Raw genomic sequence first — 14,775 nt, 5'->3', positions numbered from 1 at the left:
GGGCCGATCGGTGTAACGTTCACCGGGTGCCGAGCCGCAAGCCGACGATCACCGACGTCGCCGCCCTCGCCGGGGTGTCGGTGGCGGCCGTGTCGAAGGTCGTCAACGGCAAGGGCAGCATCTCCGCGGCCACCCGCGAACGCGTCCTCACCGCCGCGAGCAAGCTCCGGTGGACGCCGTCCGCCGCCGCCGTCGCGCTGCGCTCGGCGAAGACCCGCGCGATCGGCATGGTCGCCAAGCGGTCGCCGGACCTGCTCAGCGCCGACCCGCACTTCACCCTGCTGATCTCCGGCATCGAGAGCGAGCTGTCCCCGCTCGGGTACGGCCTGCTGCTGCACATCGTCGGCGAGGAGCCGAGCGCGGAGGAGGCCGCCTACCGCAGGCTGGCCGACGAACGCCGGGTGGACGGCGTCGTGCTCACCGAGAGCCGGATCGGCGACACCCGGTTCGAGCTGCTGCGGACCCTCGGCGTGAACGCCGTGCTGATCGGCACGCCGTGGCGGGACGACCCCGTGCCGTCGGTGCAGGCGACCGGGCTCGACAGCGGCCTCCGCGCGGCCGTCGAGCACCTCGTCGCACACGGGCACCGGCGCGTCGCCTACGTCTCCGGCCCCGAGGACCGCGTCCACACGCTCTACCGGCGGCGCGTGGTCGAGGACGCGCTGGCGGCGCACGACCTCGCGCCCAGCCACTCGATCGTCTCCGACTTCACCGCGGCCGGCGCGGTCGACGCCACCGCCAGGCTCCTCGCCGACCGCCGACGCCCCACCGCCGTGCTGTTCGCCAACGACTCCATGGCCGTGGCCGGGATGAGCGCGGCCCGCCGGCTCGGCGTCGACGTGCCCGGCGAGCTGTCGGTGATCGGCCACGACGACCTGCCGCTCGGCGAGCTGGTCTACCCGCAGCTCACCACCGTGCGCCAGGACCTCGTCGGCCTCGGCCGTGCGGCGGCGCGCGTGCTGCTCGCGTCCCTGGACGAGATCGAGGACGCCTCGGTCGAGGTCCGACCGCCCGAACTGGTGGTCCGCGAGTCCACGGGCCCGGCCCCCGACCGCACGTAAAGTGGAGCGCATGCGCACACGGCCGACGTTGAGCTGGACGCCGACCGGCGCGCCGTTGCCGCGCACCACCAGCCTGGACGAGGTCGTGCGGGTGGTCGCGGACGGTCGGGTGCTGGTGCTCAGCGGCGCGGGCCTGTCCACCGAGTCCGGCATCCCGGACTACCGGGGCGCGGCGGGCAGCCTGCGCAAGCACACCCCGATGACCTACGACGAGTTCGTCGGCAGCGCCGAGGGCAGGCGCCGGTACTGGGCGCGCAGCCACCTCGGCTGGCGGACCATCGCCCGCGCCGCGCCCAACGCCGGCCACCGCGCCGTGGCCGAGCTGCGCGCCCGCGGCCACCTGTCCGGCGTGATCACGCAGAACGTCGACGGCCTGCACCAGGCCGCCGGCACGCCCGACGTGGTCGAGCTGCACGGCGGCCTGGACCGGGTCGTGTGCCTGGACTGCCGGGCGGTGAGCCCCCGCGAGGACCTCGACCGCCGGTTCCGCGCCGCCAACCCGGCGTTCGAGGCCACCTCCACCAGGATCAACCCGGACGGCGACGTCGACCTGGCCGAGCACGAGGTGCGGTCGTTCCGGCTGGTCGGGTGCGCCGACTGCGCGAGCGGCGTGCTGAAACCGGACGTGGTGTTCTTCGGCGAGAACGTGCCGCGACCGCGCGTCGAGCAGTGCTACCGCCTGGTGGACGGCGCCGACGCGCTGCTCGTGCTCGGCTCCTCGCTGACCGTCATGTCCGGCCTGCGGTTCGTCCGGCGCGCCGCGGCCGCCGGCAAGCCGGTCCTCATCGTCAACAAGGGCGAGACCAGGGGCGACGTCCACGCGACCGTCCGCGTCGACCGGCCCCTCGGCCCGGCCCTGACCGAGCTGCTCGCCCGGTTGTAGCGCTCCGTCCCCGAAGGCGGCCCCGATGTCACCCGACGGGGTGAGCGGTGTCCTTCGGCCGCGTGCCGGCGGAACAGCCGGGTACGCCCCGGGACATGACGAGCGAAACCGTCGACGTGCGCGCACGGACGCCGGTGGCGCCGGACGGGAGGCTCGGCGCCGCCCCGCTGCACCCCGGTCTGAGCGATCCCGCGTACGTCCGCCGCCGTGACGCGATCGCGGCCCTGGCCGAGGACCACGAGGTGGGCGCGCCCTCACCTCCGGTCGCCTACACCGAGCGGGAGCACGAGACCTGGCGGCAGGTCCACGCCGCGCTGACCGCGGCCCAGCGGGACACGGTGTGCCGGGCGGTGTTGCGCGCCCGGGACGCCGCACCCGTACCCGCCGACCACGTGCCGCAGCACGCCGAGGTCGGCGACCGCCTCCACGAGCTGACCGGGTTCCGGTTCACCCTCGCCGGCGGGCTCGTGCCGGACGAGCGGTTCCTGGGCTCCATGGCGCGCGGGTACTTCCACGCCGTGCAGTACGTGCGGCACCCGGCGATGCCCCTGTACACGCCCGAGCCCGACGTCGTGCACGACGTGTTCGGCCACGGCACGCACCTGTCCGCGCCGTGGTTCGCCGACCTCTACCGGCTGGTCGGCGCGGCGGCGTCCCGGGTGTCCAGCGAGGATGCCCTGGACCTGATCAGCCGCGTGTACTGGTTCACCCTGGAGTACGGCGTCACGTTCGAGCAGGGGCGGGTCAAGGCGTACGGGGCGGCGCTGCTGTCCTCCTACGGCGAGCTCGGGCAGCTGCACCGCGCCGACATCCGGCCGTGGGCCGTCGAACGGGTCGTGGACACGCCGTACGTCGCGGCCGGGTACCAGCCGGTGCTGTACGCGACGCGCTCGCTGGACCACGTCGCCGACGCCCTGCACGACTTCCTGGACGACTTCGACGAGGGCACCCGCGACCGCCTGGGCCTGCCCTCGCGGGCCGAGCGCGGCGCCGTCGCCTGACGTCGCCGCTCGCCCGTCCTCAGCCGCGTCTCAAGCGCAGCACGACGTCCGACCGCGTGCCGTGCACCTGCTCCGGGCTGATCACCACGCGCTCGACCGACTCGTCCACCTCCACCACCCACTCGGGGCCCAGGGCGAGGGAGTCCAGCACCTCGGCGTTCGTCGGGAACCGGTAGTCCACCGGCGGGTTGTCCGCCAGCCACGTGGGCCAGCCGGCGTGCCCCACGACCAGCAGCCTCCCGCCGGGCGCCACCGCCTCGGCCGCCCGCGCCAGGATGCCCTCCCGCTCGCCCTCCGCGGCCACCGACGAGTGCAGGAACTGCGCCGAGACCAGGTCGAACCTCCCGGTCGGGAACGAGCGCGCCAGGTCGTGCCGCTGCCAGTCGATGCGCGCGGCCAGCCCCAGCTCGGTGGCCCGGGCCGCACCCCTGGCCAGGGCGACGGCGGACACGTCGACCGCGGTCACCTGCCAGCCCTGCTCGGCCAGCCACAACGCATCACCCCCCTCGCCGCAGCCCAGGTCGAGCGCGGCGCCCGGGTCGAGGTGGGCGACCTCGCGCACCAGCAGCTCGTTGGCCTTGCCGGTCCACACCTGGTCGCGGTCGCGGTAGAACGTCTCCCAGTACTCCTCAGTTGCGTCCATGCCCCGATAGTGCGGACCACCCCGGCAGACCGGCAAAGAAAGTTGCCGATCCGGCAACTCGGCGGCCGGTGCAACCCCGCGGGGCGCAAGTGCGTAGGTGTGGTGACCGCAGGACATCAGGGGAGGGCGACGGGTGGGGCGCGACGACGAGTTCTCCCGGTTCTTCGCGAGCCGGTTCGACCAGGCTCGACGCACTGCGTACGCGCTGTGCGGCGACTGGGGCGAGGCCGAGGAGATCGCGCAGGGCGCGTTCGTCCGCCTGTACGCCCACTGGCCCAAGGTGCGGCGGGAGAGCGCGGAAGCGTACCTGCGCACCATCGTGACCAGGCTGTTCCTCGACTCGCGGCGCCGGGGCAGGCGACGTGAGCAGAGCGTGGCCTCGCCGCCGGAGTCGGCCGTCGAGGCGGACACCTCCAGCGACGAGCGCCAGCCGTTGCTGGCCGCGTTGCGGCACGTGCCGCCGCGGCAGCGGGCCGTGCTCGTGCTGCGGTACGTGCACGACCTCTCGGTCGAGCAGGCGGCGGAGGCGCTGCGGTGCTCCACCGGCACGGTGAAGAGCCAGACCGCCCGCGGGTTGCAGGCGCTCCGCGAGGCCTATCGCGGCGCGGTCACCTCGGACAAGGCCTGACGGAGGGTGCGTGATGTGGGACGAGCAGGAGTTGAGCGGCCGGCTGAAGTCCGAAGTGGACGGACCGGCGCCCGCCGTGCGGACGGACTTGGCGGACGTGCTCAAACGGGGCCGTCGCAGGTTGCTGGCGCGTCGCGTCGGCGCGTCGGCGGGCGTGCTGGCGGTCGTCGGCGCGGTCGGCTTCGGCACGGCCGCGCTGGGCGAGCTCGCCGCGCCGCCGGACGCGCGACCCGGTAGCGACGGGCCGGTGGTGACGACGTCGCCCGCGACCCCGGGTCCGGAGTGGACGACCGTGGACCGGCCGACGCGCATCGCCTACGGCACCTTCACCCCCGCGTCGACCGCGCCACCGCCGGCCGGCCGCGAGATCCTGGCCATCCCGCAGTGCGACATGGGCGCCGGCAGCCGGTTCACCACGTGGACCTCGCCACGCCCGCCCCTGCCCGTGCTGAACGCGTGGGAACTCGCGGTGGCGCAGGTCGCGTCACCCGCGAAGGTGAGCGAGCTGCACACCCGTGTGATCCCCGCCAACAAGGAGAAGCACCCCGACTCGGTGGACGGGCACGTCCAGTGGCTCGACGTCACCGACGAGCACGGCACCGGCAGCGTTGACCTGAAGGCCGGCCACACCACCGTCGACCCGGTCGCGGCGGCCGACGAGGAGGTGTTCGCGGAAGGCAACTGCGTCCCGCCGCGACGACTGGTCCGCGCGGACGGGACGGTGCTCCAGTTCTACCCGATCCGGGTGAGCGAGCCGTTCCAGTCGGTGGCGCAGGTGCTGCGCGTCTACATGACGACCGGCGCGACCTACGCGATCACGGTGGCGAACTTCGGCAGCCCGGACTTCTCGTGGCGGGAGGAGGACAGCTCGTTCGACCGCACGGGCGCGGGACGCGAGACGCTGCCGTTGACCGAGGAGCAGCTGACCAGGATCGGCCTGGCTGTCGCCGACGCCGCGTAACCACGGCCACCGCCACACGCCTGCCGTCGGCCCGCCCGGACACCGGCCACCGGCGGCCCGCGCGCCTGCCATTCGCCCGCCCATGCGCCGGCTGGTGCGGCGTGCTCCGAGCGTCGGTATTCGCGCCGGCCGACCGAGGCGTGAAGTCGTTGTGTAGTCGGCGGGTTAGCTCGATCGTGTAGTCACCTATCGCTCGAACGAGTCGAGGTCTTTCGGGTTCTACGCTCCCCTTCCGATATCGGGATCACACCGACCGCGTCCGCGTGCCGGCTGTCTCCACGGGCCGTTATCTCCAGGGGAAGGTCGCGTGACTGGCTACCTCGAACTCGCCGCGTCGGCGGTGCTGTACGCGCTGGGCATCGTCGCCCAGTCGATCGCCTCCCGGCGCGCCGACGAAGGCGGCGGCGGGCTCGGGCTGCTCGCCAGGCTCGCCCGCGACCGGCTCTACCTCCTCGGCTTCGCGGGCCAGGTGGGCGGGTTCGCGCTGGCGTTCCTGGCCCGCGCCGAACTGCCGCTGTACCTCGTCCAGGCCGGCTCGTCGTGCGCGGTGGGCCTGGCCACGCTCTTCGGCATCGCCGTGCTCGGCTGGCGGGTCCGCGTGATCGAGGTCGTGGTGCTCGTCGTGATGGCGACGGGGCTGGTGCTGCTCGTCGCGGCGGCCACGCCGTCGGCCGCGCACGACGTGCCCCAAGGCCTCGGCATCGTCCTGTTCGGACTGCCCCTGGTCGCGCTCGTGCTGGTGCAGCGCCGGATCGGCGGCGTGGTGCCGCTGGCCGCGTCCGCCGGCCTGGCGTTCGCGGTGGTCGCCATGACGAGCCGGACGCTCGCCGACGAACCGTTCCTCACCCTCCCGCTGTACCCGCTGGCGTGGTTGATGATCGCCGCAGCCCTGGTCGGCCAGTCCTACCTCGCGCTGTCCCTGCGCCGCGGCTCGGCCACCTCGACGGTCGCCACCATGGACGCCACCACCGTCGTGCTCACCTCGATCATCGGCATCGCCGCCCTCGGCGACCGGATCACACCCGGCCGCGAGTGGTGGGTGGCGCTCGGCGTCGCGCTCGTCGTGTCCGGCGTGCTGCTGCTCGGCTTCGCCGACCGCTTCGCCAAGGCGCCGGCGGAGGTGACCGGGTGAACACCGCCAGCGTCTCCCTCGACCTCGACAACCTCTGGGCCTACCTCAAGACCCACGGCGACCCCGGGTGGGAACGCCGCCCCAGCTTCCTGCCCACCGCCGTGCCACGACTGCTCGAAGCCTTCGGCACGCACGGCCTCACCACGACCGTCTTCGTCGTCGGCGCGGACGCCGAACGCGACGACGGCGCCCAGGCCGTCGCCGACATCACCGCCGCCGGGCACGAGATCGGCAACCACTCCTACGGCCACGAACCCTGGCTGCACCGCTACACCCGCGACCGGCTCGAAGCCGAGCTCGCCCGCACCGAGGCGGCCATCGTCGCCGCGGGCGCGCCTCGACCGACCGGCTTCCGCGGTCCCGGCTACAGCGTCACCCGCGACCTGCTGGAACTGCTCGCCGAACGCGGCTACCGCTACGACGCCAGCACCCTGCCCACCTGGATCGGCCCGCTCGCCCGCGCCTACCACAACCGCACCGCGCCGACCGGCGGCGAACGCGACCTGTTCGGCGGCTTCTCCCGCGTCCGCGCGCCCAACGCCGCCTACCGCTGGCGCGTCGGCACGGGCCTGGTCGAGCTGCCGGTCACCACCATGCCGCTGCTGCGCGTCCCGATCCACGGCTCGTACCTGCTGCAACTGCACCAAGTCTCGCCGCGGTTGGCCCGTGCGTACTTCACCGCAGCGTTGCATTTGTGCCGGGCACGCGGCGTTCAGCCGTCGCTGCTGCTGCACCCCACCGACGTGCTCGGCGCGGCCGAGGCGCCCGGCATGGAGTTCTTCCCCGGCATGGCGGTGCCCGGCGCGCGGAAGGTCGAGTTCCTCGGCTGGGTGCTGGGCGCGCTGCGCGAGCACCACTTCGAGGTGATCGGCACCGGCGCCCACGTCGACCGGCTCGACGCGGGCCTGCGCGAGCACGACACCGGGCTGCTGGCGCGGTGCGGGGGATGACGTCGCGGATGCGGGGGAGGGCGTGGCGTGGTGCGGCCCGTGATGCCGCGTCGCGTGGTGCGGGCGGTGACGTGGCGTGGCGTGGTGCGGGGGATGGCGCGGCGTGGCGTGGTGCGGCCGGTGATGCGGCGTGGCGTGGTGCGGGCGGTGACGTGGCGGGCGCGGTGGGCGGGATGACGTGGCTGGTGCGGGCCCTGGCGTGCGCGACGGTGTTCGCCGCGCCGCTGGAGGGCTACCTCCTGCACGTGCACGGCCACCTGGCCAAGGCGCCGTCCGCCCTGCTGGTGCTCGTCTGGGCCGTCCTGCGGGTGCGGCAACGCCGCGCGCCCGAGCCGCACCCGGTCCACGTGGTCCTCGCCGCGCTCGCCGTCGTGCTGCTGGCGTCCTGGGCGGTGCACGCGGGAGGCCCGTTCGCGACCGGGTACGCCCTGCGCTGGCTGCCGTTCCTGCTGGTCACGGTGGTGCTGATCGACGTCGTCTCCCGTGAGGTGCCGCTGCGGGCGGTGCTCGCCGCGACCGTGGCCGGAGCCGTGGTGTCGGCCGTCGGCGCGCTGCTCGGCATGGTCGCCGAGGGGCAGACCCGGGCCGCCGGGCCGCTGGAGGACCCGAACGACCTGGCCTACTTCCTGGTCGCCGCCCTGCCGCTGCTGGTCGCGCTGCGCCGCTCGGTCCTGACCGCGGCGGCGGCCGTCGTGCTGGCGGCGGGCGCGGCGGCGACGTTCTCCCGGGGCGGCGCGCTCGCCCTCACCGCCGCCGTCGCGTGGCTGCTGGCCCGCCGCGCGGTGCCGCTCAAGGCGTTGGCGGGCGGCGTGGCGGCGCTGGCCGTGCTCGGCGTGGCCGCCGTCCTGTTCGCCGGACCGGAGCTGGACCGGGCGGTGCGGGAGAAGACCCACGTCGCCGGGACCAACGTGGACACCCGCGAACTGCGCTGGCAGGCCGCCGCGCGCATGGTCGCCGAACACCCCACGCTCGGCGTGGGGCCGGGCGGGTTCCGCGAGGGCTACCCCGCCGCCTCGAACAACGCCGAGATCGACGAGCAGACCCCGGTGGCGCACAACATGTACCTGGAGATCGCCGCCGAACTCGGGGTGCCCGGTTTCGCGCTGTTCGCCGGGCTGCTGGTGCTCACCGCGGTCACGTGCGCACGCGTGCGCCGCACCACCGACGACCCGCTGCCGATCGTCGCCGTCCAGGCGTCCCTGATCGCGGTCGTGGTCGCCTCGACCTTCCTGTCCCAGCAGTACTACCTGCCGTTGTGGTCGCTGGTCGCGGTCGTGGCCGCGGCCGACCTGCGTCTGAGGAGAGCGAGCGACGTTGCGTGTGCTCCACGTGATCAGTGAGATGGGTACCGGCGGCGCCGAAGCGCTCGTCGCCGGGATGGCCAGGTCGGGCGGTCAGTTCGGCTGGCAGTCGGCCGTGGCCAGCGGCGGCGGGCACCGGGCCGAGGCGTTGCGCGCGTGCGGCGTGCCGACGTTCACCGTGCCCGTCGCCCGGCGCAGGGCGACCGGCGTGCTGCGCGCGACCACGGCCACCAAGGCCGCGATCCGCAGCTTCCGGCCGCAGGTCGTGCTGGCGCACAACGTGTCGGCCAGCCTCGTCGCGCGCCTGGCCGTGCTGCCGGGGAAGCTGCCGCTGCTGACCGTGTTCCACGGCGTCGCGGAGACCGACTACACCGGCGCGGCCCGCATCCTCAAGCGGACCTCGCGCACGGTCGTCGCGGTCGCCGACGCCACGGCCGACCGGCTGCGCGCGGCGGGCGTGCCCGACCCGGTGGTGATCCCGAACGCGGTGTTCCCGCAACCCGAACGGGTGGACCGGAACGCGGTCCGGGCGGTGCACGGCGTCGCGCCGGACGTGCCGGTCGCGCTGTGCCCGGCCCGGCTGGAACCGCAGAAGCGGCACGACGTGCTGCTGGAGGCGTGGGCGAAGCTCGACGGCGATGCGGTGCTGTGGCTGGCCGGCGACGGCAGCCTCCGCGACGTGCTGCGCGTGCGCGCCGCCGAGCTGGGCGTCGCGGACCGGGTGCGGTTCCTGGGCAACCGCTGCGACGTGCCCGACCTGCTGGCCGCCGCCGACGTCACCGTGCTCACCAGCGACTGGGAGGGCATGCCGATCGCGGTGCTGGAGTCGCTGGCCGCCGGACGTCCCGTGGTGGCGACCGATGTGGACGGCGTGCGGCAGGCGTTGGCCGGTGGCGGGGGAGTGGTGGTGCCGCGCCGCGATCCCGGCGCGACGGCCGAGGCGTTGCGGTCACTGCTGTTCGACCCGCGGGCCAGGGCCGACCTGGCCGAGGCGGGCCGTGCGTCCGTGCGGCGCGAGCACGACCCGCGTCTGCTGATGCGGTCCTACGACGAACTGCTGCGCACCGCGATCGGAGCGTCATGAGGGGTCTGAGCGTGTTGTGGGACGTGCGCGTCCCGGAGGTGCCCGCGGTCCTGAAGCGTCCGCTGGCGGTCAGCCTCGCGATCGCGCTGCTGGTCGCGACCGCCGTGGTGGTCGCGGTGGAGGTGGCGGGCAAGGAGTACGAGAGCCGAGTCGGCGTGCTCGCGGTGCCGGCCGTCGGCGATCCCGACCAACCGCCCGAGGCCAGCTTCGGCGAGGTGGTCGCGTTGTCGCTGCCCGCGCTGGTCGAGGTGTCGCGCAGCCCGTCCGTGCTGCGGGGTCCGGCCGGGGAGCTGGGCACCACGATCGACGACCTGGCCGGCCGGGTGTCGGTGGAGCTGGTGCCGGCCTCCGGCCTGGCCCGGCTGTCGGTGCGGGCCGACAGCGCCGACCGGGCCGCGCAGGCCGCGACCCGGATCGCGCAGACCGTGGTGGAGGCCGACCTGTTCGCGCCCGCCGCCCGGCTGCGCCTGCTCGACCGGCCCGAGACCACGCAGGTCGCCCCGGACCGGCCGCTGGCCTACGGCCTGGCGCTGATCGCCGGTGTGCTGGCCGGTCTGGCCGCGCACGCCGTCGGCCACCTGCGCCGGACCCGGCCGCGTGACCAGGTGCGCGCGGCGCTCACCGCTGGTGGCGTGCGGCGGCCGGTGGCCGTGCTGCCCGACGACGACCCCGACTTGGCGCAGCGGTTGGCCTTGCTGTGCGAGGCGTCGGCACGGCCCGCGCGCGTCGTGGCGGTAATCCCGGAGCTGGCCGACCGCGCCGAGGCCCTGGCCGGTGAGCTGCCGGAGAAGACCGGCGAGCCCGCCGACGGCGACGCGGTGATCGCGGTCGTGCCCCACGGCGGGCGGCAGGACGAGCTGGCGACCGTGGTCGGCGCGTTGCCGGCCGCGGCGACCCTGGTGGCGGTGGTGACGTGCTGAAGACCGTGGCGCTGAAGGCGGCTGTGGTGAAGACCGCGGCGTTGAAGGCTCTTGCGTCGAAGGACAAGGTGCGGGTGCTCACCGCGCTGGTGGTGTTGGTCGGGGCGGTGGCGTCGTGGCGTGCGCTGCGGCCGTCGTGGCAGGTGCCGCTGCCGACCTGGGCCACCCGGCCCGAGGAGCGGATGCAGGACTTCCGGGACGCGCTGTACTTCCCGATCCGCGAGTTCCTGGCGGGCGGCAACCCGTACGACCCGGCCACGATGGTCGAGCACTGGCCGGTGCGGCAGACCTTCAACCTGTACCAGCCCTACCACCTGCTGCTGCACGCGCCGTTCGCGCTGCCGGGGTACCGGGTGGGCGCCGTGGCGTTCGCGTTGGCGTCGCTGGTGCTGCTGGTCGCGCTCGCGGTGCTGGCGGCCGGCCGGTTGCGCCCGCACGTGCCGCTGGCGCTGGGCACGGGGGTGATCGCGACGCTGCTCGTGCTCAGCCAGGTGGGCAAGGCGCAGCTGTACGTCGGCCAGGTGAACCCGCTGATCGCGCTCGGCGCGGCGGGCGCGTTGCTGGCCCGGCGGGACGCGCCGAGGTGGGCGGCGGTCGCGTTGGCGCTGGCGTGGCTCAAGCCGCAGTTCGGCCTGCCGCTGGCGGTGCTGCTGTTCGTGCGCGGGTCGCAGCGGGTGGCGGTGACCGGGACGGCGGTCGCGGCGGTGGCGAGCATGGTCGTGGTGGTGCCGCTGGTGGTGCGGGGAGGTGGCGTCGGGCCGTTCCTGGACGTGATCGCGGCGAACCTGGCGCACGCCGGTGAGACGGCGTACGGAGCGGTGGACTCCATGACGGCGCAGCGGATCGACCTCGCGGCGGTGCTGTACCGGGTCACGGGCTGGCTGCCCGGCGGCGCGGAACCGGTCGCGCTGGTGGGTGTGCTGGTGGTGAGCGCGGTGCTGGTGCGGCGACTGGACCGGATGGGACAGCCCGCCGCGGCGGACCTGCTCACGTGCCTCGCGGTGGTGGCGGCCATGGTGCACCAGCCGGGTGACGTGCTGATCGCGGTGCCGTCGTTGGTGGCGGTGGGCGTCGTGCTGTGGCGGGGTCGGTGTGAGCGGGACTGGCGGCTCGGGCTGTCGGTAGTGCTGCTGCTGGTCCCGTTCGCGCACTTGCACTTCGTCAGCCTGGCGATCCGGGCGGTGACGGGCGCGCGGGTGGACGTGACGGTCGACGGTGTGGCCGTCGTGGTCGCGTGGGTGCTGGCGGCGGTGTTCGCGGCGACCCGCCGGTGTTCGGCCGTGGGCACGGTTCGGACGTGACGCCCGATTCGGAGGCGGGGTCGGGGTCGGGTCCGGGGTTGGGCCCGGGTTTGGGTTTGGGGGCGGGGTCGAGGTCAGGGGCGGGGTCGGGGTCGGGGGCAGGTTCGGAGGTGGTGTCGAGTTCGGGTGTGGTGCCTGGTTCGGAGGTGGCGTCCGGTTGGGTGTCGGGTCCGGGTCAGGCGCCGAGGTCGGGTGAGGCGGCGGGGTCGGTCGGGCGGCGGGCGGTGCGGGGGTCGCTCTGGTTGTTCCTGGTCAACCTCCTCAGCAAGGGCAGCCAGATGGCCGTCACGCTGGTGCTGGCCGCGTTCCTCACCGAGGAAGGGCTCGGGCTGGTGGCGCTGGCCGTCGCGCTGGTCAACATCGGTCAGGTCGTCCAGTCGATGGGCGTGTACGACGTGGTCAGCCGCACCGACCGCGACCCGCGCCGGGTGGCGGGCACGTTGCTCGTGCTCAGCGCGGGCACGGGGGTGGTGCTGGCGTTAGCGCTGGTGCTCGCGGCCGACGGGATCGCGCACGCGCTGGACGCCCCGTCGGTCGCGCCGCTGGTGCGGCTCGCGGCGGTGAGCCTGCCGTTCTCGGCGGTGGCCGGGGTGCAGATGGGGCTGCTGCACCGGGACCTGGACTTCCGCCGTCGGCTGCTGCCGGACGCGGGCGGCGCGGTGCTCGGCGCGGTGGTCGCGGTGGTGCTGGCGGTGACCGGCGCTGGACCGTACTCGCTGGTCGTCGGGTTGCTGTGCACGGCGGTGGCGCAGCCCGTGCTCGGTGTGGTCGTCGGAGTGCGGGTGCGGCCGGTGTGGGACGCGGGCGCGGCGGGTGAGGCGACGCGCTGGATCGCGGTGGTCGGGCCCGGCGCGCTGGTGGCCGTGCTGCTGATCAACGTGGACTACCTGGCGATCGCCAGGGTGCACGGGCCGGAGGCGGTCGGTGTGTACTCGTTGGCCTACCGGATCGCGTGGGTGCCGTACATCCTGGTGGCGGTGGTGCTGGGCGGCGTGGTGCTGCCGTTGTGCGCCAAGCTGATCCGCGCCGGTGAAGGGCTGTCCGCCGTGGTCGGGCGGTTCACGTCGGCCGTGCTGGTGGTGACCGGCGGCCTGTACGCGGTGACGGCGGCGTTGGCCGACCGGGTCGTGGTCTTCGGGGCGAGGTGGGCGGAGGCGGCCGTGCCGCTGACCCTGTTGTGCCTGTACGGCTTGGGGATCAGCCTGCTGCACCTGTGGTACCAGGTGCTCAAGGCCGCCGGGCACGCGCGTCGCTACCTGGCGCTGGAGGTGAGCCACCTCGCGCTGCTGACCGGCGGGCTGGTGGTCTTCACCCGGCACGGGGTGGTGGCGGTCGCGCTGGTGCAGGTCGCGGCGGCGTGGCTGGTGGTGCCGTGCACGTGGTGGGCGTTGGCGCGGCGGGGGATCGGCCCGCCGTTGGCCTCGGTGGCGCGCGGCGTCGCCGGGGTGGTCGCGGCGGCCGGGTGTTGCGCGGCGGTGGCGTTCGGAGTCGGTGACGTGTTCGGGCCACCCGGTTCCGTGGTGGCCGCGTTGGGCGAGGGAGTCGTGTTGGCGGTGGTGTGCGTCGTGGTCGTGCTGGGCGCGAACCGGGAGGTGGTGCGCCGGTGAGGGTCGTGCACGTGAGCCAACCCGTCACGGCGGGTGTGGCGGCGGTGGTGCTGGAACTGGCCCGTGCGCAACGGGACCTCGGGTGGTCGGTGACCGTCGTGTCCCCGCCGGGGCCGCTCGCCGAACGGGCGCGCGGGCTGGGCGTGGGTGTGCGGGCGTGGCGGGCCCGTCGGCAGCCGGGGATCGGGACGGTGGGGGAGGCGGTGCGACTCCGGCGCGTGTTGCGCGGCCTGGAGGCGGATGTCGTGCACCTCCACAGCTCCAAGGCCGGGTTGGTCGGGCGGCTGGTGGTGCGCGGCCGGCGGCCGACGTTGTTCCAGCCGCACATGTGGTCGTTCCAGAGCGCCGGCGGGGTGGTGGCGTGGGCGGCCCGGATCTGGGAACGGGTCGGTGCGCGGTGGACGCACCAGTTGGTGTGCGTGAGCGACGACGAGTTGGCCGCCGGGCGTGCGGTCGGCGTGCGGGGGCCGGCGGAGGTCGTGTGCAACGGCGTGGACGTCGAGCGGTTCCGACCGGGCGACCGGGCGGCCGCGCGGCGGCGGTTGGGGCTGCCGGACGTGCCGACGGCGGTGTGCGTGGGGAGGCTGGTGCCGTACAAGGGGCAGGACCAGTTGCTCGCGGCGTGGCCGGTGGTGCGGGAGCAGGTGCCGGACGCGCTGCTCGTGCTGGTCGGGGACGGCCCGATGGCGGAGAGATGGCGGACGGCGTGCGAGGACGAGTCCGTGTGGTGGTGGGGGCACGACGATTCGGTCGCGGAGTTCTACGCCGCCGCGGATGTGGTCGTGCTGCCGTCGCGGGCCGAGGGCATGGCGTTGGTGCCGTTGGAGGCGATGGCGTGCGGGCGGTCCGTGGTGGCGTTCGACGTCAGCGGGGTGCGGCAGAGCGTGGGGGAGGCGGGGGCGGTGCTGCCGGCCGGTGACGTCGAGGGGTTGGCGGAGGCGGTGGCCGTGCGGCTGGCCGATCCGTCGGCGGCTGACCTGGAGGGTGCGCACGGGCGGCGGCGGGTGGAGCTGCTGTTCGATCGGCGGCAGGTGGCGGATCAGATCGCGACGTTGGTGGACAAGTTGTTGGTGGGGGCGCGGTGAAGGCGCGGAGAGGGGTGGTGAAGTTCGAGTTCCGCTCGGTGGTTGAGGGTGGGGCGGGTTGAGTCCCGTTCGGTGACTGCTCGCTCAGGTCAAGTCCCGTTCGGTGTGACTGCTCGGGTTGGGTCCGGCTCGATTTGACATGGGGCCCTTACGGGCACTCCAGGCTGGTCGAAGCCGGCAGGCCCGGCGGGGAAGAGCGTCCCGCCAGGCCTGCCGGC

Annotated in this window: 14 protein-coding genes; 13 read left to right on the top strand and 1 reads right to left on the bottom strand. The window is 74.5% G+C overall.

From position 1 onward, the window contains the following. The first annotated feature begins 26 nt into the window (after positions 1-26). The 3 genes from ABTZ99_RS28075 (at position 27) to ABTZ99_RS28065 (ending at position 2,945) form a co-directional block, all read left to right on the top strand. On the top strand, positions 27-1,061 hold the full coding sequence (locus ABTZ99_RS28075) for a LacI family DNA-binding transcriptional regulator (RefSeq protein ID WP_498773130.1): 1,035 nt from the start codon (positions 27-29) through the stop codon (positions 1,059-1,061). A gap of 10 nt (positions 1,062-1,071) precedes the next feature. Continuing rightward, the gene (locus tag ABTZ99_RS28070) at positions 1,072-1,944 is read left to right on the top strand and encodes an NAD-dependent protein deacetylase (protein ID WP_499615305.1); all 873 of its coding nucleotides are present in this window, start codon (positions 1,072-1,074) and stop codon (positions 1,942-1,944) included. A 95-nt stretch (positions 1,945-2,039) separates the two neighbouring features. Beyond that, complete coding sequence (locus tag ABTZ99_RS28065) at positions 2,040-2,945, top strand: phenylalanine 4-monooxygenase (RefSeq protein WP_498773134.1); 906 nt, start codon at positions 2,040-2,042, stop codon at positions 2,943-2,945. Between the two features lie 19 nt (positions 2,946-2,964). Here ABTZ99_RS28065 and ABTZ99_RS28060 read toward each other — a convergent pair whose 3' ends face one another. Next, a complete protein-coding gene (locus tag ABTZ99_RS28060; RefSeq protein ID WP_498773136.1) occupies positions 2,965-3,588 on the bottom strand; it encodes an SAM-dependent methyltransferase in 624 nt (207 codons plus the stop codon). A 133-nt stretch (positions 3,589-3,721) separates the two neighbouring features. On the opposite strand from ABTZ99_RS28060, the gene ABTZ99_RS28055 reads away from it, so the two are divergent. The 10 genes from ABTZ99_RS28055 to ABTZ99_RS28010 all read left to right on the top strand — a co-directional run bounded on the left by ABTZ99_RS28055 (position 3,722) and on the right by ABTZ99_RS28010 (position 14,557). Then, positions 3,722-4,216: a SigE family RNA polymerase sigma factor gene (locus ABTZ99_RS28055; protein ID WP_498773137.1), complete on the top strand. Its 495-nt coding sequence runs from the start codon at positions 3,722-3,724 to the stop codon at positions 4,214-4,216. Between the two features lie 10 nt (positions 4,217-4,226). Further along, positions 4,227-5,177 (top strand): hypothetical protein, encoded by a 951-nt coding sequence (locus ABTZ99_RS28050; protein WP_499615302.1) that lies wholly within the window; start codon positions 4,227-4,229, stop codon positions 5,175-5,177. 307 nt (positions 5,178-5,484) lie between these two features. Further along, on the top strand, positions 5,485-6,309 hold the full coding sequence (locus ABTZ99_RS28045; RefSeq protein WP_499615299.1) for a DMT family protein: 825 nt from the start codon (positions 5,485-5,487) through the stop codon (positions 6,307-6,309). Continuing rightward, positions 6,306-7,259, top strand: a complete 954-nt coding sequence (locus tag ABTZ99_RS28040) for a polysaccharide deacetylase family protein (protein ID WP_499615296.1) — start codon at positions 6,306-6,308, stop codon at positions 7,257-7,259. The genes ABTZ99_RS28045 and ABTZ99_RS28040 overlap by 4 nt, the downstream gene beginning before the upstream one ends. Continuing rightward, complete coding sequence (locus ABTZ99_RS28035) at positions 7,256-8,599, top strand: O-antigen ligase family protein (protein WP_499615293.1); 1,344 nt, start codon at positions 7,256-7,258, stop codon at positions 8,597-8,599. Before ABTZ99_RS28040 ends, ABTZ99_RS28035 begins: the two co-directional genes overlap by 4 nt. Beyond that, positions 8,589-9,644 (top strand): glycosyltransferase, encoded by a 1,056-nt coding sequence (locus ABTZ99_RS28030; RefSeq protein ID WP_499615290.1) that lies wholly within the window; start codon positions 8,589-8,591, stop codon positions 9,642-9,644. The genes ABTZ99_RS28035 and ABTZ99_RS28030 overlap by 11 nt, the downstream gene beginning before the upstream one ends. Further along, a complete protein-coding gene (locus ABTZ99_RS28025) occupies positions 9,641-10,564 on the top strand; it encodes a YveK family protein (protein WP_499615287.1) in 924 nt (307 codons plus the stop codon). The genes ABTZ99_RS28030 and ABTZ99_RS28025 overlap by 4 nt, the downstream gene beginning before the upstream one ends. After that, positions 10,558-11,865: a glycosyltransferase 87 family protein gene (locus ABTZ99_RS28020; RefSeq protein ID WP_499615284.1), complete on the top strand. Its 1,308-nt coding sequence runs from the start codon at positions 10,558-10,560 to the stop codon at positions 11,863-11,865. Before ABTZ99_RS28025 ends, ABTZ99_RS28020 begins: the two co-directional genes overlap by 7 nt. Positions 11,866-12,026: 161 nt before the next feature. Continuing rightward, the gene (locus ABTZ99_RS28015; RefSeq protein WP_499615281.1) at positions 12,027-13,472 is read left to right on the top strand and encodes an oligosaccharide flippase family protein; all 1,446 of its coding nucleotides are present in this window, start codon (positions 12,027-12,029) and stop codon (positions 13,470-13,472) included. Continuing rightward, on the top strand, positions 13,469-14,557 hold the full coding sequence (locus ABTZ99_RS28010) for a glycosyltransferase (RefSeq protein ID WP_498773155.1): 1,089 nt from the start codon (positions 13,469-13,471) through the stop codon (positions 14,555-14,557). Before ABTZ99_RS28015 ends, ABTZ99_RS28010 begins: the two co-directional genes overlap by 4 nt. Positions 14,558-14,775 lie beyond the last annotated feature (218 nt).

It is taken from the genome of Actinosynnema sp. NPDC002837 (genome assembly GCF_040295345.1).
Taxonomy (GTDB): domain Bacteria; phylum Actinomycetota; class Actinomycetes; order Mycobacteriales; family Pseudonocardiaceae; genus Actinosynnema.
Note: the sequence above shows the minus strand (reverse complement) of the source record. Positions and strands in the feature narration are given on the sequence as shown.

Bases quoted from the DNA above. Each gene is read 5' to 3' on its own strand.
- ABTZ99_RS28070 (WP_499615305.1), top strand. From the start codon at position 1,072: ATGCGCACACGGCCGACGTTGAGCTGGACGCCGACCGGCGCGCCGTTG.
- ABTZ99_RS28025 (WP_499615287.1), top strand. From the start codon at position 9,641: ATGAGGGGTCTGAGCGTGTTGTGGGACGTGCGCGTCCCGGAGGTGCCC.
- ABTZ99_RS28065 (WP_498773134.1), top strand. From the start codon at position 2,040: ATGACGAGCGAAACCGTCGACGTGCGCGCACGGACGCCGGTGGCGCCG.
- ABTZ99_RS28035 (WP_499615293.1), top strand. From the start codon at position 7,256: ATGACGTCGCGGATGCGGGGGAGGGCGTGGCGTGGTGCGGCCCGTGAT.
- ABTZ99_RS28060 (WP_498773136.1), bottom strand. From the start codon at position 3,588: ATGGACGCAACTGAGGAGTACTGGGAGACGTTCTACCGCGACCGCGAC.